Source organism: Pseudomonas orientalis (assembly GCF_002934065.1).
Classification (GTDB): domain Bacteria; phylum Pseudomonadota; class Gammaproteobacteria; order Pseudomonadales; family Pseudomonadaceae; genus Aquipseudomonas; species Aquipseudomonas orientalis_A.
The window spans coordinates 299,593-326,278 of the sequence record NZ_CP018049.1 but is presented as its reverse complement, the minus strand read 5'-3'; the positions used below and the strand labels follow the sequence as shown (position 1 = coordinate 326,278).

Sequence of the window (26,686 nt, the reverse complement as noted above, 5' to 3'; positions counted from 1 at the left end):
TGACGAACACAGAAAACTCTATGTGGGAGGGGGCTTGCCCCCGATAGCGGTGGATCAGTCACTGTATGTATCGACTGATCTACTGCAATCGGGAGCAAGCCCCCTCCCACATTTGGTCAGACAACCAACCGCTGCAACGCCTCGCGCAACAGCCCCGCAATCGCCACAGGCTGGTTCGACGCCCTGTCCACAAACACATGCACAAAGCGCCCCGCCGCACAGGCCTCCTCCTCGCCGGCCTTGAACACCGCCAACTCATACTGCACCGAACTGTTGCCCAACTTGCCCACCCGCAAGCCGATTTCGATGCGCTCGGGAAAAGCGATCGACGCAAAATAATCACACGCTGAACTCACCACAAACCCAACCACTTCACCGTCATGGATATCCAACCCGCCTTGTTCGATCAGGTAGGTATTCACTGCGGTGTCGAAGAAGCTGTAGTAGGTCACATTGTTCACATGGCCATACACATCGTTATCGTGCCAGCGCGTGATGATCGGCTGAAAGTGGGGGTAGTCGGCACGTTGCGGTACTGAGTCAGGCATGGGCACCTCGGGTGAAAATGGGTTTACAGATCATTCAAATGGGCCTCGGCCCACTCGCGTACCTCGGCGTAGGGGTAGTCCTCCAGTGCGGCGAAACCGGGAATGCCCCGCGCTTTCAACTTGGTGAACAACGGCACGCTGATCCCGCCCAGAAAGCGCGTCAGCCGTTCCGCACCCGGTAACTGGCCGGTGTGCTCATGATGCCTGTGGATAAAATCACCGCACAGCCCCATGAAGTTTTTATCCACAAGCGGCGGCAAGCTCGGCGGTGCCGGCAAGTGCGCGACATGTCCGTGGCACACCGAGCAGTGCCCGCAACGCTGCGGTGCGTTTTCATCGCCAAAATACAGCGCCAGGCGTTGCCCAAGGCAGCGCTCGGTGGCGAATAGATCGAGCATGGCGTGAATCCGCGCCACCTCCGTCGTCTCATGGCGCTTGAAGCCTGTGTATAACTCGGTGCTCAACACCTGCGCATCGAAATCGGTGTTGAGCAGGCTGTAGACCTCGGTCATCTGCTTGCTTTCCAGCTCGATCAGGCCCTGCTCCTGAAAGTAATCCAGCGCCTTCACCACCCGGCTGCGCTCGGCATTGTGCTGCTGATACAGCGCGTCGAAATCCACCGTTGCCCAGGTTTTTGCGCGTTTGCACACCTGGATGATCGCCGCGACAAATTGCTGCCGCTCGCCGGAGAAACGTGCGAGCAAGGCCTCGGGTTCGATCAGGTACTTGAAACGGTATTCGGCATAAAACGCATAGCGCGGCGCGATCACGCCCTTGAGCTCCAACTGCACCAGCAGGGTCTTCAACGGCAGCTCGCGAATATTGCTGTGGTCCGACAACGACCTCAGCAAAAACTCCCACTGGCCCTCGCCACGTGCGGCCTGCAATTCTTCCAGCACCCGACGGATACCCTCCTGCTCCGGCGTGTCGCCGTACACGAAGTTCTCCAGCACATTGAGGCTGTCGCGGTTGGCCAGCACCAGACAGTCGGAGGGCCGCCCATCGCGACCGGCGCGGCCGATTTCCTGGCTGTAGTTCTCGATGGATTTGGGCAGGTCGAAGTGCACCACGTTACGGATGTCACTTTTGTCGATGCCCATGCCAAACGCGATGGTGGCGACGATGCAGTTGGAGCGCCCGCCCATGAAACGCTGCTGGATGCCCTCGCGTTTATCGTGGGGCAACCCGGCGTGATACGCCTCGGCCTGGATGCCATTGCGGTTCAGGTGCTCGGCAATCTGCTCGGCGGTTTTCTGCAGGGTGACGTAGACGATGCTCGGCTGGTCGGCTCGCTCGCTCATCCATTGCACAAGACGGCGGCGCTTGTCCGCCCCACTGACCGGCTCGACCAACAGGTTCAGGTTGGGCCGGTAAAAGCCCGTGGTGACCACATCGTCCGGCGCAATGGCGAACTTCGCCTGCATGTCGGCAATCACCTTGGGCGTCGCCGTAGCCGTCAGCAGCAATGCTTGTGGGATATTGAACTGACGCTGGTAGTCCGGCAGCTTCAGGTAGTCCGGGCGGAAGTTGTGGCCCCACTCGGAAATACAGTGCGCCTCGTCCACCACCAGCAGCGAGATCTGCACACTTTGCAGGAAGTTTCGAAAGCGCTCGTTCTTCAAGCGCTCCACGGAAATCATCAGGATTTTCAGCTCACCGGAACGCGCGCGCACCATCACATCATTGGCGTCTTCGCGGCTTTGGGCCGAATCGATGCTGCCGGCTGAAATGCCGTGGCGCTTGAGGAAACCCAACTGGTCCTGCATCAACGCCAACAGCGGCGAAACCACCAGCGTCAGGTGCGGCAGCAATACGGCCGAGAGTTGATAACACAGCGACTTGCCAGACCCGGTCGGGAAAATCGCCGCCGCCGAACGACCGCCCAATATGGCGCGGACCGTTTCTTCCTGGCCCGCACGGAACTGCGGATAACCAAAGACCTGCTGGAGGGTATCGTGCATAGGCTGTCACTCCATTGACCGTTGAACATGGCTTAAAAACGTAGCCCATGAAGTTCAGCGAATCGAGAAAGGTCGCATGGAAAAAGAGACAGGATGATACACAGGCTGGGAGATGGCCCAGGGCCGAGGTAGGAATATTCCGAAGTAATTGCAGGACAACCAAAATCCAACTGTGGGAAGGGACTTGAACCCGCTCCCACAGTTCAGACAGCTGAATCAGCGGTTCTGCACCCGCTCGATCGCCGTGTCGTACACCGGATTGGCCTTCTGTTCCTTGGCCAACTGGTAGTGACGCAACGCATCGGCAAACTGCCCCGCCGCTTCGTAGATGCGTGCGATGTTGTAGTAGGCGCCCGCGCGTACGGTTGCCGCATTGGCACCGGTCGCCAGGGCAATGGCCTTGCGGTTGGCCCAGATCGACTCCGCGGTATTGCCTGCCTTCTGATAGGCCAGGCCCAGATTGCCGTAGGCCTTGCCGAAGCCATTGTCCAGCTCGATGGCCTGGCGGAACAGGTCGATGGCCTGGTCAAGGTTCCCGGCCTGATAGGCCGCTTCGCCTTGAACGTTCAGACGCTTGGCATCGGTTTGGGCCGAAGAGCTGACCGCGACAGCCGCCACCGCAACACTGTCATCCAGTAACGGTTTGACTTCATTGAGCACATTCGCAGCATCCACCGTCACGCCGTTGAAGGTGTTGATGTCCTGGAAGTCGCCGCTGCCGGTCATGCGGAACACGGTCCACAGGTTACCGCTGCGGTTTTTCGGCACGTAGTAGGTGCGCACCAAGGACTGGCCCATGTACACAAACACCTTGGCTTCACTGTTGGACAACTGGCGCGAACCTGGATTGCCGCCATTGCTGTAGTCATGCACGGCGTAGACGTAGCTTTCGCCGTAGTGCTTCTTCTGCAGGGTGATGGTTTCCGGGCCGTAGCTGTCGGTGTCGTCCACGTCCAGCTCGGCGTCGGTGCCAGTCTTGTTCTCGAAGTAGATATTGTTGCCGGGGAAGATCATATGGGAGTCAAGATCGTCCGGCGTCTGGCCCCAGGTCAGCACCACGCGCAGACCGTCGAGGTTTTCCATGACCGGGCTGACGGCATAGGTCATGCCCTTGCACGGGCATTTCACCACCAGGTTGGAATAGCCGGGCTTCTTGATGATCAGCAGGCTGCTGGCATCATCCGCGGCATCGCTGGTGAGCGTCACCTGGCCCTGGGCATTGGTGCGGCCCACTACGTTCTGTGCGCCGTTACGTTGCAGCAGCACTTCGGCGTCGGCGATTTTCTGGTCCTTGACCACCGCGCTGAGCACCTCGATCGGCAATTGTTCGGCCTGGACCGAAAACGCCACTGCACACAATGACATCGCCGAAGCGATACGCAGCAAACCCATGCTTAACTCCCTTTAAGTAGAAGGCGGAATCGCCCTAGAAGATTTTGCGGTGAAACATACGCTGAATTCAGCGCGCTGGCGGATTTTTTATAAGGAATGTGACGTGGTTATAGGGACGCTGATCGCAGACAGGTAAACCATCTGTTTATTGCCCGAGAACAAACTCACTTCTAAGGTTCGTTCCGTCGCTGCCAAAATCAGCGGCCGGGTTTGGCCACCCGAAAACAGCAGAGACAAGCGTGCCAATTCGTTGGCGTATTCTTTGAATCTGTACTGGAACTCTGCAATGACAAAGCCTAATTTCCCTTCTGAACGCTATCGCCTCTTGCGCACAAACTTCACCGACACCCACCCACTCCTCATCGACACCGAAGCCAACGCCGAAGACATCCAGTCCGCCGCCCACCAACGTATCCGTGCTGCCACGGACCTGCTCTAAACCTTCTCCTGCCTGACCTTCGAACACGCCGACCTCAAAGACATCTCCCACATCATCAACGCCTTGTACCTGCTGGTTCAGGACGGCTGTGATTTGCTGGAAGCCACGCAACACGTACAGCTGCAACCGGCGGCCGATAATCCAACACAAACTAACCAGACATACAGCTAACCCTGTGGGAGCTGGCTTGCCTGCGATAGCGGAGCGTCAGGCGACATTTTCATACCTGACACACCGCCATCGCGGGCAAGCCCGGCTCCCACATTTTTGCCGGTTCAGCCTTCCAAATCAGCATCAAGCCGTAAAACTGTAAGAAGCCGCCAGACGGCGCGTCGTCCATTTCTGAAACGGCCTAAAACACTCGTCCAGCCCTCTACAAATCCACGTTTTCCTGGCCGAGACTGAACCCCCTTCAACTGCCCCGACAAAAAACCGTGAACATCGAAAGGACGCAATATATCGGCCACTATGGCATCACTTTCACAGTGATTCGACTCACCGTGATGCCAAACAATCGACAGGAGCTAGCCACTCTTTGCTTACTGGAAGTAAAAGCATCAGCGATAGAGGTCCGCTTGCGACTTCAGAAATTGTACGAAAAGATGCTCGCCCGAGATCTACCTTGCGTCATGACAGTGGCCGTCTCAAAGCCATTGACCAGAAAGCACGCAGATAGCTTGAACAATCGAAACAACCTCATCAAAGAAATCATTTCTGGCGCAATTGCATCCCCTGTCGGGGTCATATCCAGCAATGCAGAATCGATCGTCGAGAATGCTGTCAGCGATTTGATTTCTCGCGCGCTTCGCAACTTTCATAGCGCAGACATCATCATTGGCCTGGATGCCCAGGTCAGTGGTGGCATAGGCCCGCAGCGCTCAAGCGTCTCAATGCATGTGTACTCAAATGAACCTTGATCAATGGCTTTACCTGCAAACAGCGCTGTTATTCGCTCTCCATCTATTGTTGTATTACAAAATCACTGACTGCACGTTAAGAAGGCGTTTCGCCGTTACCTTCATCGTAACGGGACTGGCTCTGTTGCTCTGGCTGCCCTACGTCGCCATCATCCTGAACATTCAACTCCTTCCCCTGGCCCTGTTCTTGATAGGCTTGGCACTTTTCATCAGCCGAAACAAATACCGCCTAAAACGCAAAAGCCCCCCTCACCCACTCCTGCGTGCCCCCACCATGAACCTCGCCTCCCACTTCCCCGATGACCCCGTCATGCAGCAACTCCTGCAACTGTTGCACGAAGAAATTGGCCTGCCGAAGCACAGTACCATCCGCCTGCAAACCTCGCTGAACTTCGACTTGGGCTGTGATGGCAGCGAGGCCAAGCAACTGATGGAAGCGCTGGAGCAGGAATTCACGCTCGACCTGGGCGACTTCGACACTTATCGTTATTTCAACCCGCCGGTGTTTGATGTGTTTCTCAAACGTCGGGCCAAGGGGCACGGCGAAAAAGTGCCACTGACTATCGGCATGCTCTACCTGGCGATCAAGACCCACAGCTGGGATACGCAAACACTGGAAAACCTGAGCTGACCTGAAGTACACCGAGAATCAAGTGTGGGAGGGGGCTTGCACCCGATAGCAGTGTGTCAGGCGGCCCACCTTTGACTGGTACACCGCAATCGGGGGCAAGCCCCCTCCCACATGGGAACTGCGCAAACCCGGCGAGCGGGATATAACCTGTCGCGCACAAAAAAGCCGCCCACCCGGGGCGGCTTTTTCACACCATACGAACCTTACAACTTAGGCCCAGCCGCCTTGATTGCATCGCTCACTTCAAACTTCTTGAAGTTCTCGATGAACAACCCGGCCAGCGCCTTCGCTGCTTCATCGTAGGCAGCTTGGTCAGCCCAGGTGTTACGTGGGTTCAACAGGCCGGTCTCAACGCCTGGCACAGCCAACGGCACGTCGAGGTTGATGGTATCGAGGTGCTCGGTCTCTGCACCGATCAACGCGCCGCTCTGGATCGCTGCGATCACGCCACGAGTGGTCGGGATGTTGAAGCGTTTGCCGACACCGTAGCCGCCGCCGGTCCAGCCGGTGTTGACCAGGTAGACCTTGGAACCGAAGCCGCGGATGCGCTTGATCAACAGCTCAGCGTATTCACCGGCCGGGCGTGGGAAGAACGGTGCGCCGAAGCAGGTGGAGAAGGTCGACTTGATGCCGCTGCCCGAACCCATTTCGGTCGAGCCCACCAGTGCGGTGTAGCCGGACAGGAAGTGGTAGGCCGCTTGTTCTTCGCTGAGGATCGACACGGGCGGCAATACGCCGGTCAGGTCGCAGGTCAGGAAGATCACCGCGTTGGGCTCGCCGCCCAGGTTCTTCTCGGAACGCTTGGCAACGTGCTCCAGCGGGTAGGCGGCGCGGCTGTTCTGGGTCAGGCTGACATTGGTGTAGTCGGCGTGCCCAGCTTCGTCGATAACGACGTTTTCTAGCACGGCGCCGTGCTTGATGGCCTTCCAGATAACCGGTTCGTTCTTCTCGGACAGGTCGATGCACTTGGCATAGCAACCGCCTTCGATGTTGAATACCACGCCTTCGCCCCAGCCGTGTTCGTCGTCACCGATCAGGTAGCGGCTTTCGTCAGCGGACAGGGTGGTTTTACCGGTGCCCGACAGGCCGAAGAACAGGGTCACGTCGCCCGCTTCGCCGATGTTGGCGGCGCAGTGCATCGGCAACACGTCGGACGCCGGCAGCAGGAAGTTCTGCACCGAGAACATGGCTTTCTTCATTTCACCGGCGTAACGCATGCCGGCGATCAGCACTTTTTTCTGGGCGAAATTGAGAATCACGCAACCGTCGGAGTTGGTGCCGTCACGCTCAGGCACGCACTCGAAGTTGGCCACGTTGAGCACTTGCCACTCGTCACGACCGGCCGGGTTGTACTGGGCCGGGTTGATGAACAGGCAACGACCGAACAGGTTCTGCCAGGCAGTCTGGGTGGTCATTTTCACGGCCAGGTAGTGGTCTTCGGAAGCCCCTACGTGAACGTGGGAAACAAAGTGTTCCTGCGCGTTGTTGAAGGCTTCTACGCGGTTCCACAGGGCATCGAACTTGTCGGCCGGGAACTTGCGGTTGATCGGGCCCCAGGCGATTGCGTCCTGGGTAGTAGGCTCTTCAACGATGAAGCGGTCGACCGGCGAACGGCCAGTGCGGTGACCGGTTTCTACGACCAGCGCGCCAGTATCGGCAAGCACGCCTTCACCGCGCTGCAGGGCTTCTTTGACCAGATCGTCAACACTCAGATCGGTGTATACGGCGTTATTGGCTTGCGTCATGAGGTTCCCCGTCGGCCTGTGGCCGAGTGCTCCAAACGTTTTGTAGTAGAAAGTTGCGCACTACTACCGCGAAAAAAGTGGGCCGGATTATGCCAGAAAAGCCCAAAAAGAGTAGGGCCCTCCCGTCAGAACGCCTCTAATCCGGCATTTGGCAGGTGATTTACCTGTGCTTAAACGTTTTAGTGACGGGTGTCGGAAGGGGAGTCGCTGCCTGCACCGGCAAATAATTGGGCGACATCGGCGGCATCGAACAGATAACGCTCGTTGCAGAACTGGCAGTCGATCTCGATATGACCACCGTGCTCTACCACCAGATTTTGCGCATCTTCCAGGCCAAGGCTGACCAGCGCATTGGCTGAGCGCTCGCGCGAGCAGCTGCAATTGAAGCGCAGGGACTGCTCGTCGAACAGGCGCACCGCCTCCTCGTGGTACAGGCGGTGCAGGATGGTCTCGTTGTCCAGGCCCAGCAGTTCTTCGGCGGTCAGGGTGCCAGCCAGGGCGGTCAGCTTGCGCCAGCTATCGGTGCGCTCATCCTCGTCCTTGATACGGTCAGCCGGCAATTGCTGCAACAACAGGCCGCGAGCGCGCTTGCCGTTGGCGTTGAGCCAGAACTTGGTGCCGACCTGCTGGGACATGACGAAATAGTTGGTAAAGCAGTCCGACAGGGTTTCGCCGTCCAGATCGACGATACCCTGGTAGCGCTGGCCCTCGGTGGGGTCGACGGTGATTGCCAGCACACCATCGGCCATCAGTTCGGAGAATGTGGCATCCGGGGTAATCCGGTCGACGTCATAACGGGCCAGGCCACGGATTTCGCGCTCGCTGGAACATTCGATCATCAGCATCGGGATCGGACCTTCGGAACGCGCCTGCAGGATCAGCAAGCCATCGAATTTCATCGTACCCACCAGCAGCGCAGCCGCTGCCATCAACTCACCGAGCAATTGCGCGACCGGCTCCGGATACGCGTGCTTGGCAAGGACTTCGGCATAGCTGAGCTCCAACGAGACCAGCTCGCCGCGGGCGTCGTTCTCGTCAAAGATAAAGCGTTGGGTGAAGTCGGTATCCGGTAGATCAGTCATAGGTTTGGGTATCTGAAGTGATGACAAAATGATTACAACGTTTATAAAATTAAACGCTTTAGCACCACATTGGTGCGATTTCTCCTGAAACAAGGAGCTAAAGAGCGATGAGGGACAGTTTATGAACAATCCGGGTTTGTTCCAAGCGAACTGGAACCTCCGGCGATGGGCTCTTTGCAATCTAGTCGCTATCGGGCTGCTGTGTTTCTGGCTGTGGCCCACGGGCCAGATGCTGTGTGTGATTTTCGACGAGTGGCTGTTTCACCTGCTCAATGGCCCGCTGGCCAGCAACTCGACGTGGCTGCACGTGTGGGCCGTGGCGAGCCTGCGGCCCTTCGATGCGATCGTCGGGGTAATTTTGCTGGCCCTGCTGATTCGCGGCGACTGGGTGTTCAAGGCCGTGCAGGTGCGCCAGGCGTTCTTCGGCTTCCTCGGTATTCTGCTGCTGTTGCTGTTTATCCGCATGCTGTTTTCCAAGCTTGCAGCGCACATGGGTTGGCAGCACAGCAGCCCGTCAATGGTGATCGACGGCGCGATTCAGATGAGTGATTTTTTCCCCGGGCTTGAGAAAACCTGGGAATTGAAAGACCGTTCGAGCCAGAGCTTCCCGGGTGATCATGCTTCGGTGTTGTTGATCTGGGCGATGTTCATGACCGTGTTCGCCAAGCGCATCGGCCAGGTGCTGGTGATCTGGGGCCTGGCGCTGTTGTTCATGATGCCGCGGCTGGTGGCGGGCGCGCATTGGGGACAGGACGATTACATCGGCGGGGTTTTGCTGGCGCTGTTGGCCTTGGGGTGGGGTTATTACACGCCGTTTGCGGCGAAGGTGTCGGGGTTCCTGTTGCGGGTAACCGCGCCGGTTTTCGGGTTGCTTGGCAAACTGCCGGTGATCGGGCGCTTGAGCGTCATGCGCACAACCCCTTAACGACGCGAGCTAACTGTGGGAGGGGGCTTGCCCCCGATAGCGGCAGGTCAGCTACATATAAGTTGACTGATTCACCGCCATCGGGGGCAAGCCCCCTCCCACATTTTTGATCTCCTGCGGCGTGGAGATTGTGCAATTAATCATCACTGCCGCTGCCGCGAAATTTGAACAGGTCGCGGCGCTGCTTCTTGCTCGGTTTGCCGTCAGTGGTCAGGCCTGAAGCGCCCGCCTTGCGCATGGCTGCGGCATTTTCCCGCTTGGCGATACTGGCTTCGGTTTCCGCGTACAACGCCTGTGCTTCAGGCGCACCCCGGCGCACGCTGGAGAGCGCTTGCACCACGACAGTCTTTTCATCAAACCCTGTACGAATCTGAAACTCATCGCCGACGCGCGGTTCCTTCCCCGGCTTGCAGCGCTCGCCGCGATGGTGCACCTTGCCGCTCTCGATGGCGGCCTTGGCCAGGGCACGGGTCTTGTAGAAACGCGCGGCCCACAGCCACTTGTCCAAACGGACCTTTTCTTCCTCTTCCTGCTTTTGAGCCACTTGAATTCCTCGCTCTGAAAAATGTCGCAACCTTACCGTTGAAACCCTTCGGCGCATAAACCCCAAGGCTCACCTAAGATACGCCAGGTAGCACCCTGTTTTCGCGAGGATACGCCGTGACCGACTTTCCCGTTTCACTCACCTCGCCCAACCAGCGGTGCGTGGGTTGCCAGCAAAGCGAGCCGCTGGGGTTCGATTTTGCTTTCGCCTACCAACCTATCGTAGACCTGCGTGACCGTTCGATATTTGCTAATGAAGCCCTGGTGCGAGGCACACAGGGTGAAGGCGCATTGTCGGTGCTGGCGCATGTCAACGAAACCAATCGCTACCGCTTCGACCAGCGCTGCCGCACCCAGGCCATTGCCGGCGCCGCCGCCCTGGGCATGCAAACTTATCTTTCCATTAACTTCATGCCCAATGCCGTATACCGTCCGGAACTGTGTATCCGCAGTACCCTGGAGGCCGCCCGCGCGCACAATTTTCCACTGGACCGCCTGATTTTCGAGACACTGGAAAGCGAGCATGTAGATAACTATCGCCATTTGACGAATATTCTGCGTGAATATCGCCAATTCGGCTTCAAGACCGCCATCGATGATTTCGGCGCGGGCTATTCGGGGCTGAATCTGCTGGCCGATTTCCAACCTGATCTGATCAAGCTCGACATGGCGCTGATTCGCGATGTCGACCAGGATCGTGTCCGCCAGGTGATCGTCCGGGGGATTGTCACAATCTGTGAGCAGTTGGGGGTTACTGTCATCGCCGAAGGCATCGAAAGTGCCGGCGAGCGGGACTTCCTCTCCGACTGTGGAATATTTCTGATGCAAGGCTACTGGTTCGCCAGGCCCGCATTCAATGCCCTGGCCAAGGTTGCCCCTCAAGCCTGGGCAAAATGACGGTACCTCTATTTGAAGACATTTGACCATTTGACCGTTGTGGGTCTGCGTGAGTGGGTGGCCCTTCCCGACCTCGGGGTGGCAGGCCTGCGCGCCAAGATCGACACCGGTGCCAGCACCTCAAGCCTGCACGCCACCGACATCGAGCCGTTCGAGCGCGACGGCGAGAAGTGGGTGCGCTTTACCGCGCACCTGGGCAGCGTGGTGCAACTGCGTCACCGACGCTGCGAAGCGCCCCTGGTAACGATGAAAACCATCAAGAGCTCCAACGGCCACGCGCAGGTGCGCTACGTGATCAGCACCACCCTGGCGTTGGGCGATCGGGTGTGGCGAGTGGAATTCACCCTGGCCTGCCGCAAGGCCATGCGTTATCGCCTGTTGCTGGGCTCCAAGGCGCTGATTGACGGCCAGTTGGTCGTCAGCCCGGCCGTAAAATACGTTCAAGACAAGCCGGTGTTCCCGGTCTCCACTATTTCTGCCCCAGGTGCTGCATGAAGATTGCTGTGCTGTCGCGAAACCCGCGTCTGTATTCCACCCGCCGCCTGGTCGAGGCCGGCACCGAACGTGGCCATGAAATGGTGGTGATCGACACGTTGCGGGCCTATATGAACATCGCCAGCCACAAGCCGCAGATCCACTACCGTGGCAAGCCGCTGGAAGGCTTTGATGCGGTGATCCCACGCATCGGCGCCTCGGTGACCTTTTATGGCTGCGCAGTGCTGCGCCAGTTTGAAATGATGGGCGTTTTTCCGCTGAACGAGTCCGTGGCCATTGCCCGTTCGCGAGACAAGTTGCGCTCGCTGCAACTGCTGTCGCGCCGGGGCATCGGACTGCCGGTCACCGGCTTCGCCCACTCCCCGGATGACATCCCCGACCTGATCGAAATGGTCAATGGCGCGCCGCTGGTGATCAAGGTGCTCGAAGGCACCCAGGGCATCGGCGTTGTGCTGTGCGAAACGGCAACGGCTGCGGAGTCGGTGATCGAGGCGTTCATGGGCCTCAAGCAGAACATCATGGTGCAGGAGTACATCAAGGAAGCGGGCGGTGCGGATATCCGCTGCTTCGTGGTGGGCGACAAAGTGATTGCTGCCATGAAGCGCCAGGCCAAGCCGGGCGAGTTCCGCTCCAACCTGCACCGTGGCGGCAGCGCCAGCCTGATCAAAATCACCCCGGAGGAGCGCATGACCGCGCTGCGTGCGGCCAAGGTCATGGGGCTGGCCGTGGCAGGCGTGGATATCCTGCGCTCCAACCATGGCCCCCTGGTCATGGAGGTGAACTCATCGCCGGGCCTGGAAGGGATCGAGACCACCACCGGCAAGAACGTGGCGGGGATCATCATTGAGCATCTGGAAAAAAATGGCGGGCCTAACATGACTCGGACCAAGGGCAAGGGCTAAAAGCTCTGCCCCTGACACAACATCAAACCAAATGTGGGAGGGGGCTTGCCCCCGATAACGGTGTATCAGTCCGCACATCGGTGACTGACAATCCGCGATCGGGAGCAAGCCCCCTCCCACATTTGATCCATGTTGTTTGTCAGACTGCATCTCTGGGCAACATCAACCCAAGCGGCAAGCGCACCCGAGCTTCCAGCCCGCCCCCTTCACGGTTGCGCAACTCGACATTGCCGCCATGCATCGAAGCAATCCGCCGCACAATCGCCAACCCCAAACCGGTCCCCTTACCGCCTCGAGCGCGGTCGCCACGGGTGAACGGGTTGAAGATGGCTTCCAGCTCAGCCGGGTCGATACCGGTACCGCGGTCCATCACGCTCAGCACGACGTAGGGCGCAGCGCTGTCACCCGACACGTACGCCGCCACCTCCACATCCGAACCGGCATGATGCAAGGCATTGCCAATCAGGTTGTTGAGCAGGCGCTTCATCGACACCCTGCGCAAGGCAAACGGCTGAATCGGCTCCAGGCGCATGTGCACCTGCTCACCGCTCTGGTTGTAAGGCGCGACTACCTCACGCACCAGATCGGTCAGGTCAACCTCCTCCACGACCTCGTCACGCCCGTCACGAATGAACGCCAGGAACTGGTCCAGAATCGCATCCATATCTTCGATGTCGCGCACCATGTCATCGGTGAGGTCGGTATGGTTGCCCATCAATTCCAGGGACAAGCGCAGTCGCGTCAACGGCGTGCGCAGGTCATGGGACACCCCCGCCAGCATCAGTTCGCGCTCACGCCCGGCCTGCTCGACATCCTCCGCCATCTGGTTGAATGCGCCGTACACCTCGGTCATCTCACTGGGTGTATCGCTGACCGGCAGGCGCACACTGCGCCCCTGGCCCAGTTGGCGGGCGGCAAATACCAGGCGCTTGAGCGGTTGGTTGAGCTGGCGCACGAAAATCCATGCGGACGCGGTTGAAAGCAAGCCGATGGCGAGAAACCAGCCCAACACGTTCCAGATTTTTTGCCCGCGCAGCGGATGCGGATACAGCGGGACCTTGATCCAGGCATCGCCCAGACTGGGCGCCCTCACCCAGAGCGCAGGCGAAACATGCATGCGCAGCCGCACCTCGGTGTCGTCGCCCAGCTCCGCCTGCATCTGGCGCTGGTAGATCTCACTGTAGGGCCAGTGCTGCTCGCCCTCGGGCACGCCGGCACCATCGACCCGGATCAGCGTTGAGGCCTTGGCTACCTTTTCACGGTTCTCGGGGTCTACGGCCCAGTAGGCACGCAGCGTCAAGGCGACGCCATGGCTGTACTGCCGATCCACCAGCACGTCCTCGTTCATCAACAGATAAACCAGGGTGAGTGCCTTGGAAAACAGAACGACGATGAGCACCAGCCAAAGGGTGCGGGAAAAGAAACTTTGCGGGAACCACAGCGGGGTTTTCATAGGAGACAGCTAGACACCTTGCAGGAACGAGCGGCGCTCGCAGAATTGCAGACGCCGGGCACCCCGTCGACCCTCATGGAATCAAACGCCGGATGCCCGTCCCTGCAAATCATCGGTCACTTGGTTGCGGTGCCATCCGGCACAAACACATAACCCACACCCCATACCGTCTGGATATACCGCGGCTTGGAAGGGTCCGGCTCGATCATCCGGCGCAGTCGGGAGATCTGCACGTCGATGGAGCGCTCCAGGGCATCCCATTCGCGGCCACGGGCCAGGTTCATCAGCTTGTCGCGAGTCAACGGCTGGCGAGCGTTCATCACCAGAGCCTTGAGCACCGCGAATTCGCCGGTGGTGAGCATATGCACTTCGTCACCGCGCTTGAGCTCGCGGGTGGCCAGGGACAATTCGTAGTCGCCGAACGTCACGCTTTCGTCTTCGCTGCCCGGCGCGCCCGGTACCGGCGGAGCCTGGCGACGCAAGACGGCCTTGACCCGTGCCATCAACTCGTCAGGATTGAACGGCTTGGCCAGGTAGTCATCAGCACCCAGTTCGAGGCCCTTGATGCGACTCAGCTCATCGCCCTTGGCAGTGAGCATGATGATCGGGATCTGGTTGTTCGCGCCGCGCAAACGCTTGCAGGCGGTCAGGCCGTCTTCGCCGGGCAGCATCAGGTCGAGCACGACCAGATTGAACACTTCGCGCCCCAACAGGCGGTCCATCTGCTCGGTATTCGGCACCGCGCGCGCCCGGTAGCCCTTGGAGTTGAAAAAACGCTCCAGCAGGCTGCTCAGCCCCGGATCGTCGTCAACGATGAGAATTTTTTCGCCTTCAGCAGTTTGTGCAGTGCTGCTCATTAGATGCTCCTCTTATCTCGGCGCGCATTATGGCCTAGCTGCCGTTATACGCACCGTGTGCATTGTTAGCAGATTTTTCCTCTACTGCCAGTCAAGCCGCGTCCGGCGCAGTAGCCCCCAAAGGTGGAACGCTGGTTATAATGCGGCGCCTTTGCGCAGGGCAACGTCAGATCGTTACCGTTTACTGCCGGGCTTTTTTTACCCGCTTGTGGTGTTTTTTTCGATTTCGAGGGTCAACAGGCTGCCTCTTGACCCAGGCAGCGGCGCCGGTCGGGCCGCTCAACCAGCCTCGCAAGGCCTTGTTTTCCGGGCCTGCGAGCGGCTTTTCAGAATTTCAGGTGGTTTTATGGACAGCATCAACAGCCGCATCGCCGAGGAACTCGGTGTACGCCCACAGCAGGTCGAAGCGGCCGTCGCGCTACTGGACGAGGGCTCCACGGTACCTTTCATCGCCCGTTACCGAAAAGAGGTGACCGGCAGCCTTGACGACACCCAACTGCGGCACCTGGAAGAGCGCCTGCGCTACCTGAGAGAACTCGACGAGCGGCGTATCAGCATCCTCGCCAGCATCGAGGAACAGGGCAAGTTGACCCCGCATCTGGAACGCGACATCAAGCTGGCCGATACCAAGACCCGCCTCGAAGACCTTTACCTGCCGTACAAACAGAAACGTCGTACAAAGGGCCAGATCGCCCTGGAAGCCGGCCTTGGCGACTTGGCCGACGGCCTGTTCAACGACCCGTCGCTGACGCCTGAAACCGAAGCCGCGCGCTTTATCGACGCGCAAAAAGGCGTCGCCGATGTCAAGGCCGCCCTCGACGGCGCCAAGTACATCCTGATGGAACGCTTCGCGGAAAACGCCAGCCTGCTGGAAAAGCTGCGCACTTACCTGAAGCAGGAAGCCATCCTCAGCGCCCGTGTTATCGCCGGCAAGGAGGAAGAAGGCGCCAAGTTCCGCGATTACTTCGAACACGACGAACCACTCAAAAGCATGCCGTCGCACCGCGCCCTGGCAATCTTCCGTGGCCGCAACGAGGGCATTCTCAGCTCCGCGTTGAAAGTCGGTGACGAGCAGCCGGGCACCATGCACCCGTGCGAAGGCATGATCGGTCAACAATTCGGTATCCAGAATCAGAATCGTCCTGCGGACAAGTGGCTCGGTGAAGTCGTGCGCTGGACCTGGAAGGTCAAGCTCTACACCCACCTGGAAACCGACCTGCTCGGCGAGCTGCGTGAAGGCGCCGAAACCGAGGCGATCAACGTATTCGCCCACAATCTGCATGACCTGTTGCTGGCCGCACCGGCGGGCCCGCGTGCCACCCTGGGCCTGGACCCGGGTCTGCGCACCGGCTGCAAGGTTGCGGTGGTCGACGCCACCGGCAAGCTGCTGGACCACGCCACCGTCTACCCGCACGTACCGCACAACAAGTGGGACCAGACCCTGGCTGTCCTGGCCGCCCTGTGCGCCAAGCACGCCGTGGACCTGATCGCCATCGGCAACGGTACCGCCAGCCGCGAAACCGATAAGCTGGCCGCCGAGCTGATCAAAAAGTACCCGGCGATGAGAATGACCAAGGTCATGGTCTCCGAGGCGGGGGCTTCGGTGTACTCGGCCTCGGAGTTGGCGTCCAAGGAGTTTCCGGACCTTGACGTGTCCATCCGCGGCGCGGTGTCCATTGCCCGTCGCCTGCAGGACCCACTGGCCGAACTGGTAAAGATCGATCCCAAGTCCATCGGCGTCGGCCAATACCAGCACGACGTGTCACAGCTCAAGCTGGCGCGTGGCCTGGATGCGGTGGTGGAAGACTGCGTGAACGCCGTGGGTGTGGACGTGAACACCGCGTCCGTGGCGCTGCTGGCACGCATCTCCGGCCTCAACGCTACCCTGGCGCAGAATATCGTCAATCACCGCGATGAGAACGGCGCCTTCAAAACCCGCGCCGCGCTGAAAAAAGTCGCGCGCCTGGGCGAAAAAACCTTCGAGCAAGCCGCAGGTTTCCTGCGCGTAATGAACGGCGATAACCCGCTGGACGCCTCAGCGGTTCACCCGGAAGCGTATCCGCTGGTCCAACGCATTGCAGCCGAAACTGATCGCGACATCCGCTCGCTGATCGGCGACGCTGCGTTCCTCAAGCGCCTGGACCCAAAGAAGTACACCGACGAAACCTTCGGCGTGCCCACCATCACCGACATCCTGCAAGAGCTGGAAAAACCCGGCCGCGACCCGCGCCCCGAATTCAAGACCGCCGAGTTCCAGGACGGTGTCGAAGACCTCAAGGACCTGCAGCCAGGCATGATCCTCGAAGGCGTGGTGACCAACGTGACCAACTTCGGCGCATTCGTGGATATCGGCGTGCATCAGGACGGTTTGGTGCATATCTCCGCGCTTTCGGAGAAATTCATCAAGGATCCGCGCGAAGCGGTGAAGGCCGGTGATGTGGTCAAGGTCAAGGTGATGGAAGTCGACATTCCACGCAAACGCGTTGGCCTGTCGATGCGCATGAGCGACACCCCCGGCGAGAAAATCGACGGTGCCCGTGGCGCGCGCCCTGGCTCGGCACCGCGCCCGTCGCAGCACACTGCGCCGCGCAAGGACACCGCGACAGCCGCACCGAGCAACAACGCCATGGCCTCGCTGTTCGCCAACGCCAAGCAACTGAAGAAGCGTTGATGGATATTCCGGCCGGTTTGACCCAGAGCGCGTTCAGCGAACTGATCGGCTGCCGCCTGCAGCGCCTGGACGAAGGCGTTGCCGAGGTGGCCCTGAGCCTGGCGCCGCAGTTGCGCAATCGCGGGGGCAAGTTGCACGGCGGGGCGATTTTCAGCCTGGTGGACATCACCATGGGACTGGCATGTTCCAGCGCCCATGGGTTCGACCAGCAGAGCGCCACCATCGAATGCAAGATCAACTATATCCGCGCCGTGGAAGACGGCGACGTGCTGTGCACCAGCCGCGTGATCCACGCCGGCAGGCGTACCCTGGTCGTCGAAGCCGAGGTGTACCAGGACGAAAGACTTGTCGCAAAAGCACAGGGCACGTTCGCTGTCCTATAGCTCCCTGCACATGATTTGAGTTAATTTCGGCGCTGTGACAACAGCGTCGGAATTTTCTCGCTGCGCTGTAGCCCAATTCATGGAGTGAAGTAGGCATATTCAGAGCGGGTCCTATCGACTCAGAACCAGGCGATCACGCCAGTTTCAACTTCACCCTTGTAGACCGTCTTGACCACCCCCATATTGGGGCGACTGACGCGTGAAGGAATCCAACTTGAGCGAACTTCTCAACCGCCGCCTGGCTCTGCTCGGCAAGCGCGAACACCTCTCCCTGCTAGAGCACTGCCTGCATGGCATCGAGCGTGAATGCCTGCGCGTCACCAGTGAGGGTCGCCTGGCCCAAACGCCGCATCCGGAAGCCCTGGGCGCCGCGTTGACGCACGAACAGATCACTACCGACTACTCGGAATCGCTGCTGGAGTTCATCACTCCCGCACTGCCCAACCCGGCCGATACCCTGAGCAGCCTGGACAAGATCCATCGCTTTGCCTACACCAAACTGGGCAGCGAATACCTGTGGAGCCCCTCGATGCCGTGCCCGTTGCCGGCCGAGGAAGATATTCCGATTGCCTACTACGGCACCTCCAATATCGGACAGCTCAAGTACGTTTACCGCAAGGGTCTGGCCCTGCGTTATGGCAAGACCATGCAGTGCATCGCCGGCATCCATTACAACTTTTCGCTGCCGGAACAGCTGTGGCCGTTGCTCAAGGACGCCGAAGGCTTTGTTGGCACCGACCGCGACTATCAATCCACCGCCTATATCGCGCTGATTCGCAACTTCCGCCGCTACAGCTGGCTGTTGATGTACCTGTTTGGCGCCTCGCCGGCCCTGGACGCAGGCTTCCTGCGCGGTCGTTCGCACCAGCTTGAAGTGCTCGACGCCGATACCCTGTACCTGCCGTACGCCACGAGCCTGCGCATGAGCGACCTGGGTTACCAGAGCAACGCCCAGGCCGGCCTCACGCCGTGCTACAACGACCTGGCCAGCTACACCGACAGCCTGCGCGAAGCGGTGGCAACGCCCTACGCGCCCTATGTCGAAGTCGGCACGCACAAGGACGGTGAGTGGGTGCAGCTCAACACCAATATCCTGCAGATCGAAAACGAGTACTACTCCAACATCCGCCCCAAGCGCGTGACCTATACCGGTGAGCGGCCGATCCAGGCGCTGATGGCGCGCGGCATCCAGTACATCGAAGTGCGCTGCCTGGACATCAACCCGTTCCTGCCGATGGGCATCGATCTGCCGGAGTCACGCTTTCTCGACGCGTTCCTGCTGTTTTGCGCGCTGAATGACAGCCCGCTGTTCGCCAATAACGAGTGCGGCAATGCCACGTCCAACTTCCTCAGCGTGGTCAAGGAAGGTCGCCGTCCGGGCCTGCAATTGCAGCGTCAAGGCCAGGCGGTGGACATGAAAGCGTGGGCCACCGAGCTGCTGGAGCAGATTGCGCCTCTGGCCGCCCTGCTCGATGAGAGCCATGGCATCACTGAACACAGCCAGGCGCTGGACGCTCAGTTGGCCAAGGTCAACGACCCGTCACTGACGCCCTCGGCCCAGGTGCTGGCAGCGATGGCCGAGCGTAAGGAAAGTTTCGCGCAGTTCTCGCTGCACCAGAGCGAGGTGCATGCCGAGTTCTTCCGCAAGGAACCGCTGCCGGCCGAGGAACAAGCGCGCTTTGAAGAACTGGCGCGTAAGTCGCTGGCGCAGCAGGCCGAGCTTGAGCAGAACGAAGTGGGCGATTTCGATGTGTTTGTCGGGTCGTACCAGGCGAGCATTCTGGCCATCAGCAACTAAACCTTATGTGGGAGGGGGCTTGCCCCCGATAGCAGTGTCTCTGCCACTCAATCAGTGACTGAACCACCGCCATCGGGGGCAAGCCCCCTCCCACATTTGAACCCCACCAGGCTCGCGACTCGCTTCACCTTCTGCTCATAAGCTAATTCGAAAATGTTATTTATTTTCGGATTCTTAGATCATTTAGTCTCCTCACACGCCGCCTCCCTGGCCGCCTGATCGAGGAGCTTCCCTTTGAAACTGCCTATTCCACTGCGCTTGCTGGCGGCGTTGTCCCTGGCCGGTGCCAGCCTGTTTGCCCAGGCGGCGGATGTGACCGTCGCGTACCAGACCACCGTAGACCCGGCCAAGGTCGCCCAGGCCGATGGCGCCTATGAAAAAGCCACCAATGCCAAAATCGACTGGCGCAAATTCGACAATGGCGCCGATATCATCGCCGCTATCGCCTCGGGCGACGTGCAGATCGGTTACCTCGGTTCCAGCCCGTTGACCGCTGCGATCACGCGCAAGGTGCCGGTGCAGACATTCCTCGTCGCCACCCAGATCGGCGCCGCCGAAGCCCTGGTGGCGCGCGATGGGTCGGGGATCAACAGCCCCCAGGACCTGGTCGGCAAGAAGGTCGCCGTGCCGTTCGTGTCCACGGGGCACTACAGCCTGCTCGCCGCGCTGAAGCACTGGAACATCGACCCTTCGAAAGTCACCATCCTCAACCTCGCCCCACCGGCCATCATCGCCGCCTGGAAGCGCGGTGATATCGACGCCACCTATGTGTGGGACCCGGCCCTGGGCGTAGCCAAGGAAAACGGCAAGGTGTTGATCACGTCCGGCGAACTGGCCAAGTCCGGTGCGCCGACCTTCGATGCGTGGATTGTGCGCAAGGACTTCGCCGAGAAGCATCCGGAAATCGTCACGGCCTTCGCCAAAGTCACGCTGGATGCCTACGCCGCTTACCGTAAAAACCCACAGGCCTGGCTCGCCGATAAAGCCAACGTCGACAAGCTGGTGAAGCTCTCCGGCGCCAAGGCCAGCGACATCCCGCTGCTGCTGCAAGGCAATGTCTACCCGCTGGCCGCTGACCAGGTCACTCTGCTGGGCGCACCGACTACCCAGGCTGTCACCGATACCGCCGCGTTCCTCAAGGAGCAAGGCAAGGTCGACGCGGTGCTGCCGGACTACGCCCCTTACGTCAGCGCCAAGTTCATCACTCACTGATCAAGGAGTTCATCGCGATGGCCTTGCTACAACTGGAGCGCATCAGCGCACAGTACCCAGGCGCCCCGGAACCGGTACTGGCGGATATTTCACTTGAACTTGGCCCCCAGCAATTGCTGGTGGCCCTGGGTCCTTCCGGAAGTGGCAAGACTTCGCTGTTGAACCTGATTGCCGGTTTTGTCGAGCCCAGCGCCGGGCGCATTACCCTGGATGGCGTGCCGGTCAAAGGCCCGAGCGCCGAACGCGGCGTGGTGTTTCAGGACGATGCCCTGCTGCCCTGGCAGGACGTGCTGGCCAACGTCGCCTTCGGCCTGGAGCTGGCCGGCGTGCCGAAGGCGCAACGTGAAGTGCGCGCCCGTGAAATGCTCGCGCTGGTGGACCTGAGCGGTTTCGACAGCCGTCGCATCTGGCAGCTCTCCGGCGGCCAGAAGCAACGCGTCGGCCTCGCTCGCGCCCTGGCGGCGGACCCTCGTGTATTGCTGATGGACGAACCCTTCGGCGCCCTCGATGCCTTCACCCGCGAACAGATGCAGGAACTGCTGCTGCAAGTCTGGCGACGCACGGCCAAGCCGGTGTTCCTGATCACCCACGACATCGAAGAAGCGGTGTTCCTCGCCACGGACCTGATCCTGCTGGCGCCCAACCCCGGCCAGATCGTCGAGCGTTTGCAGCTGGATTTCGGCCAACGCTACGCGGCCGGCGAATCGGCACGGGCGATCAAGTCCGACCCGCGTTTTATCGAAACCCGCGAACACGTACTGGGCAGAGTGTTCTCGCAACGGCAGGTGTACGCATGAGCAGCTATGAACTTCCCGCCACAGCGGCCAAGCCGCTGACACATGCGGTTATTCCGGCACGCCGCAGCCTCAGCACACGGTGGATCAGCGTACTGACCCTGGCGGTCCTGCTCGCTATCTGGTGGGCGGTAACCGCCAGCGGCTTGATCGGGCCACTGTTCCTGCCGCCGCCCTCTGCCGTGCTGCAAAAAGGCTGGTTGCTGGCGACATCCGGCTACATGGATTCGACCCTTTGGCAGCACCTGGGCGCGAGCCTCAGCCGCATCGGCCTGGGCCTTGGTTTCGCGGTGCTGACGGCCGTGCCGGTGGGGATTGCCATCGGCGCCAACCGGATCGCCCGCGGCATTCTCGATCCGCTGATCGAGTTTTACCGGCCAATCCCGCCGCTGGCCTATCTGCCGCTGATCGTGATCTGGTGCGGTATCGGCGAGCTGTCCAAAGTGCTGCTGATTTACCTGGCGATCTTTGCGCCGATTGCCATCGCCACCGCCACCGGTGTACGCACGGTCGACCCGGCCAAGTTGCGCGCGGCGCAGTCGCTGGGCGGCACCCGTGCCCAACTGATTCGTCATGTGATCCTGCCAAGCGCCCTGCCCGACATCCTCACCGGAGTACGTATCGGCCTGGGCGTGGGCTGGTCGACCCTGGTCGCCGCCGAATTGATTGCCGCCACCAGCGGTCTGGGCTTCATGGTGCAGTCGGCGGCGCAGTTCCTGGTCACCGATGTGGTGGTGCTGGGCATCCTGGTGATCGCACTGATCGCCTTCGCCATGGAAATGGGCCTGCGCGCCCTGCAGCGTAAATTAGTGCCGTGGCATGGCCAGGCACACTGAGTGATGAACATACAATGAGCAGCCTGACCGTTACCCCGTTAAGCACCGCGCTCGGCGCACAGATCAGTGGCGTCGATATCACTCGGGCGCTGAGCACCGAACTGCGCGATGCCATCGAACACGCACTCCTCAAGCATTCCGTGCTGTTCTTCCGTGACCAGCCGATCACCCCGCAGCAGCAGGCGCGGTTCGCGGCGAATTTCGGTGACCTTCACATCCATCCGATCTACCCCAACGTGCCGGAACAGCCCGAAGTGCTGATCCTCGACACCGCCGTCACCGATGTGCGCGACAACGCCGTGTGGCACACCGACGTGACCTTCCTGCCCACCCCGGCCCTCGGCGCGGTGCTGAGCGCCAAGCTGCTGCCGGCGTTTGGTGGCGATACCTTGTGGGCCAGTGGGATTGCGGCGTATGAGGCGTTGTCCGAGCCGTTCAAAGCATTGCTCAACGGCCTCACCGCGACCCACGACTTCACCAAGTCCTTTCCGCTGGAGCGCTTCGGCAACACCGCCGAAGACCTGGCGCGCTGGGAAGAAGCCCGCCGCAAGAACCCACCGCTGTCGCACCCGGTCATACGCACCCACCCTGTGAGCGGGCGTAAATCGCTGTTCGTCAGCGATGGCTTCACCACCCGAATCAATGAACTGGAACCGGCCGAAAGCGAGGCGATTCTCAAATTGTTGTTCGCACATGCCACTCGCCCGGAATTCACCATTCGGTGGCGCTGGCAGGAAAATGACGTGGCGTTCTGGGATAACCGCGTGACCCAGCATTACGCGGTGGATGACTACCGTCCACAGCGCCGCGTCATGCACCGGGCAACCATCCTGGGCGATGTGCCGTTCTGAGTCATGCTCAATTCAGGCAACACAGGAGATCAAATGTGGGAGGGGGCTTGCCCCCGATAGCAGTGGGTCAGTCAATAAATACAGTGACTGGACCAACGCCATCGGGGGCAAGCCCCCTCCCACATTTTTTAACCCTGCTGTGTCAGGGTCATTCAGCGCTGGACGGCTTTTCCCATAAGTTAATCCCACCTTCTTGCGCAAACCGATCGATCTCCGCCAGTTCTTCAGCGCTGAAGCTCAGGTTCTTCAACGCCCCGACGTTCTCGATGATCTGCTCCGGCCGGCTGGCACCAATCAACGCGCTGGTCACCCGTGGATCGCGCAGGGTCCAGGCCAAGGCCAATTGCGCCAAGCTCTGGCCGCGACGCTGGGCAATCTCATTCAGGGCGCGAACGTGGGCAATGTTCTCCTCGGACAGGTGCTGGGCCTGCAGCGAGCCTCCCCCCGGACGATTCACCCGGGCATCGGCAGGAATGCCGTTGAGGTATTTATCGGTGAGCAAGCCCTGAGCCAGCGGCGTGAAGGCAATCACGCCCGCGCCGAGTTCGTCGGTGGTGTCGAGCAGGTCTTTTTCCACCCAGCGGTTGAGCAGGTTGTAGGCCGGCTGGTGAATCAACAGCGGCACTTTCCACTCTTTGAGCAGCGCTGCCATCTCACGGGTTTTCACGCCTGAATAAGACGAGATCCCGATGTACAGCGCCTTGCCCTGCTGCACGGCGGTGGCCAGCGCACTGGCGGTTTCTTCCAGTGGCGTGTCGGCATCGAAACGGTGGGAGTAGAAGATATCCACATAATCGACGCCCAGGCGTTGCAGACTCTGATCCAGGCTCGCCAGGACGTATTTACGCGAACCACCGCCCTGGCCGTAAGGACCGGGCCACATGTCCCAGCCGGCCTTGCTGGAGATGATCAGTTCGTCGCGGTAGTGCTTGAAGTCTTCGCGCAGCAAACGACCGAAATTGATCTCGGCGCTGCCGTAGGGAGGGCCGTAGTTATTGGCCAGGTCGAAGTGATTGATGCCCAGGTCGAACGCGGTGCGCAGCAGGGCGCGCTGGGTGGCGATCGGAGTGCTGTCGCCAAAGTTGTGCCACAGCCCCAGGGACAGTGCCGGCAGCACCAGTCCACTGCGGCCTACGCGGCGGTAAGGAATAGATTCATAGCGGTTTTCGGCAGCAATGTACGTCATCGAATCCTCTCTGGGCGTTGGGGCAAAGAAGGCCTGGGAATAAGGTTATTCCCAGGCCTTTAACCCGCTGAATCGCTTAAGTCTGCCTTTCCCTTTTACAGCAAAGACCCACTTGAGAGGAACGCTATTACGTGCATTTATGCGCGCGAATCAGCGCACCAGATGCAGGAACTGCAGGTGCCGCTCGTACTGGTCGAGGATGTCGTTGATGATCTGCTCCTTGGTGTAGCCCACCAGGTCGTAGTCCTGGCTGCCCTCACGCAAGTGCACTTCGGCGCGATAGTAACGGCGGTTGTTGATCTCTTTGGAACCCATGCCGCCACGGGCGAACGACGGCGTGAAATAGCCACGCATCTGCACCTGGTAGATGAACGGATGCTCCTCGCCATGGCCGATTTCCAGGCTGACGCTGTCATTGGCCGGGTCCGGTTGGGTGACCACGTTCAGGCCCTTCTCGACAAACACCGCCGTCACTTCTTCGATGGCCGGTCGCACCGTCGACTCGAGGAAACGGTACACCTCATCGCGCGACGGAAAATGCACGGCCTGGCTCAGACGCTGGCGCCAGCCGCCACGGCCTTTGCGCGACGCCGAGATCGGTGCCAGCGAATGCAACTGGGCGATCTGCTTTTGCGATTCCAGATAGAACGCCTTGTGCAGTCCCCACATCATCAGCAACAGGATCAGCGAGAACGGCAGCGAGGTCAGCACGACCGCTGATTTCAACGAATCGATACTGCCGGCAAACAGTAAGGCGCTGGTGACCAGGGCGGTCATCGCGCCCCAGAACACGCGCAGCCATTTCGGCCCGTCTTCATCGGCGTTGCCGCCTTTGGACGACAGGGTCGACAGCACCACTGTGCCGGAATCGGCCGAGGTCACGAAGAACACAAAGCTGATAAACACCGTGACCGCGATCACGGTTTTGCTCCACGGGTAGGTTTCCAGCAGCAGATACAGGCTCATCGACGGTTCGTCGATGGCCGACTGGCCCAACGCGGTCATGCCATGGTTAAGCACCTGGTCGATGGCACTGTTACCGAAGATCGACATCCACGCCAGGGTGAAACCCAGCGGGATCAGCAGCACGCCAAACACGAATTCGCGGATGGTACGGCCACGGGAGATCCGCGCGATGAACAGGCCCACGAACGGCGACCATGCGATCCACCAGGCCCAGTAGAACACTGTCCAACCGCCCAGCCAGTCGCTGGGTTTGTCGTAGGCGTATACGTCGAAACTCTTGGTCGGCAAGGCTCCCAGGTAGTCGCCGATGTTTTGGATCAGGGTGTTGAGCAGGTGCTGGGTAGGCCCGGCGAACAACACAAACAGCAGCAGTGCGCAGGCCAGCAGCATGTTGATGTCGGACATCACCCGCACGCCCTTGTCGACACCGGCCACGGCAACGATGATCGCCGCGCCCATCATCAAGGTGATCAAGCCCACCTGGATCCACTGCGTATGGGCGATGCCGAACAGGTAATCCAGGCCGGAGTTGAGGTGCAACACGCCAAAGCCCATGTCGGCGCCCAGGCCGAACACGGTGGCAATGATGCCGAAGCCATCCACCGCGTAACCGATCGGGCCATTGATGCGCTTGCCGATCAACGGGTACAGCGCCGAGCGCAACGCCAGCGGCAGGTTATGCCGGTAGGCGAAGTACGCCAGTGCCATGCCGACAAACGCGAACACACCCCAGCCGTGCAGGCCCCAGTGCAGGAACAGGATCTGCATGGCCTGGCGCGCCGCATCCGCGTTCATCGCCTCGCCCTGGGGCGGTTGCACCAGGTGCGTCAGCGGTTCGGACACACAGAAGAAAAACAGTGTGATGCTGATCCCGGCGGCGAACAGCATGCCGGCCCAGGACAGGTAACTGAATTCGGGCTCGTCGTGGTCGGCACCGAGTTTTATCTTGCCGTAGCCCGATAGCGCGGTGACCACCACGAAGACCAGATACAGGGTCATCGCCAGCATGTAGTACCAGCCGACCGTATTGGCCGCCCAGTTTTGCGCCGCCAGCAGCCAGGCACCGGCCTGTTGCGGGATAGCGATGACCGTGATGCCGAACAGCAGGATGGCCGTGGCGGCAAAGTAGAAAACGGGCGCATTCATGCGCACCAGACCGCTGGGTGGGGTGGACGATGCACTCATGAACGCAGCACCCCCGA

The 26,686-nt window shown here is 60.1% G+C and carries 23 protein-coding genes and 1 pseudogene; 14 read left to right on the top strand and 10 right to left on the bottom strand.

The window, feature by feature from the left end:
* Positions 1–116: 116 nt before the first annotated feature.
* From BOP93_RS01360 to BOP93_RS01350, 3 genes are all read right to left on the bottom strand, one after another.
* Positions 117–548, bottom strand: a complete 432-nt coding sequence (locus BOP93_RS01360) for an acyl-CoA thioesterase (protein ID WP_104501294.1) — start codon at positions 546–548, stop codon at positions 117–119.
* Positions 549–571: 23 nt separating this feature from the next.
* Positions 572–2,509 (bottom strand): RecQ family ATP-dependent DNA helicase, encoded by a 1,938-nt coding sequence (locus BOP93_RS01355; protein ID WP_104501293.1) that lies wholly within the window; start codon positions 2,507–2,509, stop codon positions 572–574.
* Between the two features lie 216 nt (positions 2,510–2,725).
* Positions 2,726–3,901, bottom strand: coding sequence for a tetratricopeptide repeat protein (locus BOP93_RS01350; RefSeq protein WP_104501292.1), 1,176 nt, complete (start codon positions 3,899–3,901; stop codon positions 2,726–2,728).
* Between the two features lie 286 nt (positions 3,902–4,187).
* On the opposite strand from BOP93_RS01350, the pseudogene BOP93_RS27735 reads away from it, so the two are divergent.
* The 3 genes and pseudogenes from BOP93_RS27735 to BOP93_RS27730 all read left to right on the top strand — a co-directional run bounded on the left by BOP93_RS27735 (position 4,188) and on the right by BOP93_RS27730 (position 5,888).
* A pseudogene (locus BOP93_RS27735) lies at positions 4,188–4,511 on the top strand (hypothetical protein).
* 263 nt (positions 4,512–4,774) lie between these two features.
* The gene (locus tag BOP93_RS01340) at positions 4,775–5,257 is read left to right on the top strand and encodes a hypothetical protein (protein WP_104501291.1); all 483 of its coding nucleotides are present in this window, start codon (positions 4,775–4,777) and stop codon (positions 5,255–5,257) included.
* Positions 5,247–5,888, top strand: coding sequence for a DUF1493 family protein (locus tag BOP93_RS27730; protein WP_237140390.1), 642 nt, complete (start codon positions 5,247–5,249; stop codon positions 5,886–5,888). Before BOP93_RS01340 ends, BOP93_RS27730 begins: the two co-directional genes overlap by 11 nt.
* Positions 5,889–6,091: 203 nt before the next feature.
* Here the strand turns inward: BOP93_RS27730 and BOP93_RS01330 are convergent, their stop codons facing one another.
* Positions 6,092–7,633, bottom strand: coding sequence for a phosphoenolpyruvate carboxykinase (locus BOP93_RS01330; RefSeq protein WP_104501290.1), 1,542 nt, complete (start codon positions 7,631–7,633; stop codon positions 6,092–6,094).
* A gap of 179 nt (positions 7,634–7,812) precedes the next feature.
* Entirely contained in the window at positions 7,813–8,715 is a 903-nt protein-coding gene (gene hslO / locus BOP93_RS01325; RefSeq protein WP_104501289.1) for an Hsp33 family molecular chaperone HslO, read from the bottom strand.
* A gap of 121 nt (positions 8,716–8,836) precedes the next feature.
* On the opposite strand from hslO, the gene BOP93_RS01320 reads away from it, so the two are divergent.
* Positions 8,837–9,640 carry a phosphatase PAP2 family protein gene (locus tag BOP93_RS01320; RefSeq protein ID WP_104501288.1) on the top strand — a complete coding sequence of 268 codons (804 nt, stop codon included), beginning with the start codon at positions 8,837–8,839 and terminating at the stop codon, positions 9,638–9,640.
* Positions 9,641–9,776: 136 nt separating this feature from the next.
* On the opposite strand, the gene BOP93_RS01315 is transcribed toward BOP93_RS01320, so the two are convergent.
* Positions 9,777–10,184, bottom strand: a complete 408-nt coding sequence (locus tag BOP93_RS01315; RefSeq protein ID WP_104501287.1) for an RNA-binding S4 domain-containing protein — start codon at positions 10,182–10,184, stop codon at positions 9,777–9,779.
* A gap of 116 nt (positions 10,185–10,300) precedes the next feature.
* Between BOP93_RS01315 and BOP93_RS01310 the strand changes: the two genes are divergently transcribed.
* Genes BOP93_RS01310 through rimK form a run of 3 tightly spaced genes read left to right on the top strand, consistent with a single transcriptional unit; the run spans position 10,301 to position 12,477 of the window.
* Positions 10,301–11,080 carry an EAL domain-containing protein gene (locus tag BOP93_RS01310; RefSeq protein ID WP_104501286.1) on the top strand — a complete coding sequence of 260 codons (780 nt, stop codon included), beginning with the start codon at positions 10,301–10,303 and terminating at the stop codon, positions 11,078–11,080.
* Positions 11,081–11,110: 30 nt separating this feature from the next.
* Positions 11,111–11,575: an ATP-dependent zinc protease family protein gene (locus BOP93_RS01305; RefSeq protein WP_173667503.1), complete on the top strand. Its 465-nt coding sequence runs from the start codon at positions 11,111–11,113 to the stop codon at positions 11,573–11,575.
* Positions 11,572–12,477: a 30S ribosomal protein S6--L-glutamate ligase gene (gene rimK, locus BOP93_RS01300; RefSeq protein WP_057725432.1), complete on the top strand. Its 906-nt coding sequence runs from the start codon at positions 11,572–11,574 to the stop codon at positions 12,475–12,477. The genes BOP93_RS01305 and rimK overlap by 4 nt, the downstream gene beginning before the upstream one ends.
* Before the next feature lie 139 nt (positions 12,478–12,616).
* Here the strand turns inward: rimK and BOP93_RS01295 are convergent, their stop codons facing one another.
* Positions 12,617–13,930, bottom strand: coding sequence for an ATP-binding protein (locus BOP93_RS01295; protein ID WP_104501285.1), 1,314 nt, complete (start codon positions 13,928–13,930; stop codon positions 12,617–12,619).
* A gap of 116 nt (positions 13,931–14,046) precedes the next feature.
* Complete coding sequence (gene ompR / locus BOP93_RS01290; protein WP_015373500.1) at positions 14,047–14,787, bottom strand: osmolarity response regulator transcription factor OmpR; 741 nt, start codon at positions 14,785–14,787, stop codon at positions 14,047–14,049.
* Between the two features lie 346 nt (positions 14,788–15,133).
* Here ompR and BOP93_RS01285 point away from each other — a divergent pair, with 346 nt between their 5' ends.
* The 7 genes from BOP93_RS01285 to tauD all read left to right on the top strand — a co-directional run bounded on the left by BOP93_RS01285 (position 15,134) and on the right by tauD (position 23,332).
* Positions 15,134–17,458 (top strand): Tex family protein, encoded by a 2,325-nt coding sequence (locus tag BOP93_RS01285; RefSeq protein WP_104501284.1) that lies wholly within the window; start codon positions 15,134–15,136, stop codon positions 17,456–17,458.
* On the top strand, positions 17,458–17,841 hold the full coding sequence (locus BOP93_RS01280) for a PaaI family thioesterase (RefSeq protein ID WP_104501283.1): 384 nt from the start codon (positions 17,458–17,460) through the stop codon (positions 17,839–17,841). Before BOP93_RS01285 ends, BOP93_RS01280 begins: the two co-directional genes overlap by 1 nt.
* Positions 17,842–18,055: 214 nt before the next feature.
* Positions 18,056–19,639, top strand: coding sequence for a glutamate--cysteine ligase (gene gshA, locus BOP93_RS01275; protein ID WP_104501282.1), 1,584 nt, complete (start codon positions 18,056–18,058; stop codon positions 19,637–19,639).
* Between the two features lie 234 nt (positions 19,640–19,873).
* Complete coding sequence (gene tauA, locus BOP93_RS01270; RefSeq protein WP_104501281.1) at positions 19,874–20,851, top strand: taurine ABC transporter substrate-binding protein; 978 nt, start codon at positions 19,874–19,876, stop codon at positions 20,849–20,851.
* Positions 20,852–20,868: 17 nt separating this feature from the next.
* Positions 20,869–21,648, top strand: coding sequence for a taurine ABC transporter ATP-binding subunit (tauB, locus tag BOP93_RS01265; RefSeq protein WP_104501280.1), 780 nt, complete (start codon positions 20,869–20,871; stop codon positions 21,646–21,648).
* Positions 21,645–22,481: a taurine ABC transporter permease TauC gene (gene tauC / locus BOP93_RS01260; RefSeq protein WP_104501279.1), complete on the top strand. Its 837-nt coding sequence runs from the start codon at positions 21,645–21,647 to the stop codon at positions 22,479–22,481. The genes tauB and tauC overlap by 4 nt, the downstream gene beginning before the upstream one ends.
* A gap of 14 nt (positions 22,482–22,495) precedes the next feature.
* Positions 22,496–23,332 (top strand): taurine dioxygenase, encoded by an 837-nt coding sequence (tauD, locus tag BOP93_RS01255; protein ID WP_104501278.1) that lies wholly within the window; start codon positions 22,496–22,498, stop codon positions 23,330–23,332.
* A gap of 148 nt (positions 23,333–23,480) precedes the next feature.
* Here tauD and mgrA read toward each other — a convergent pair whose 3' ends face one another.
* Together mgrA and betT are read right to left on the bottom strand one after the other, a co-directional pair.
* Positions 23,481–24,518 (bottom strand): L-glyceraldehyde 3-phosphate reductase, encoded by a 1,038-nt coding sequence (gene mgrA, locus BOP93_RS01250; RefSeq protein ID WP_104501277.1) that lies wholly within the window; start codon positions 24,516–24,518, stop codon positions 23,481–23,483.
* 150 nt (positions 24,519–24,668) lie between these two features.
* A complete protein-coding gene (betT, locus tag BOP93_RS01245; protein ID WP_164484677.1) occupies positions 24,669–26,630 on the bottom strand; it encodes a choline transporter BetT in 1,962 nt (653 codons plus the stop codon).
* Between the last annotated feature and the right edge of the window lie 56 nt (positions 26,631–26,686).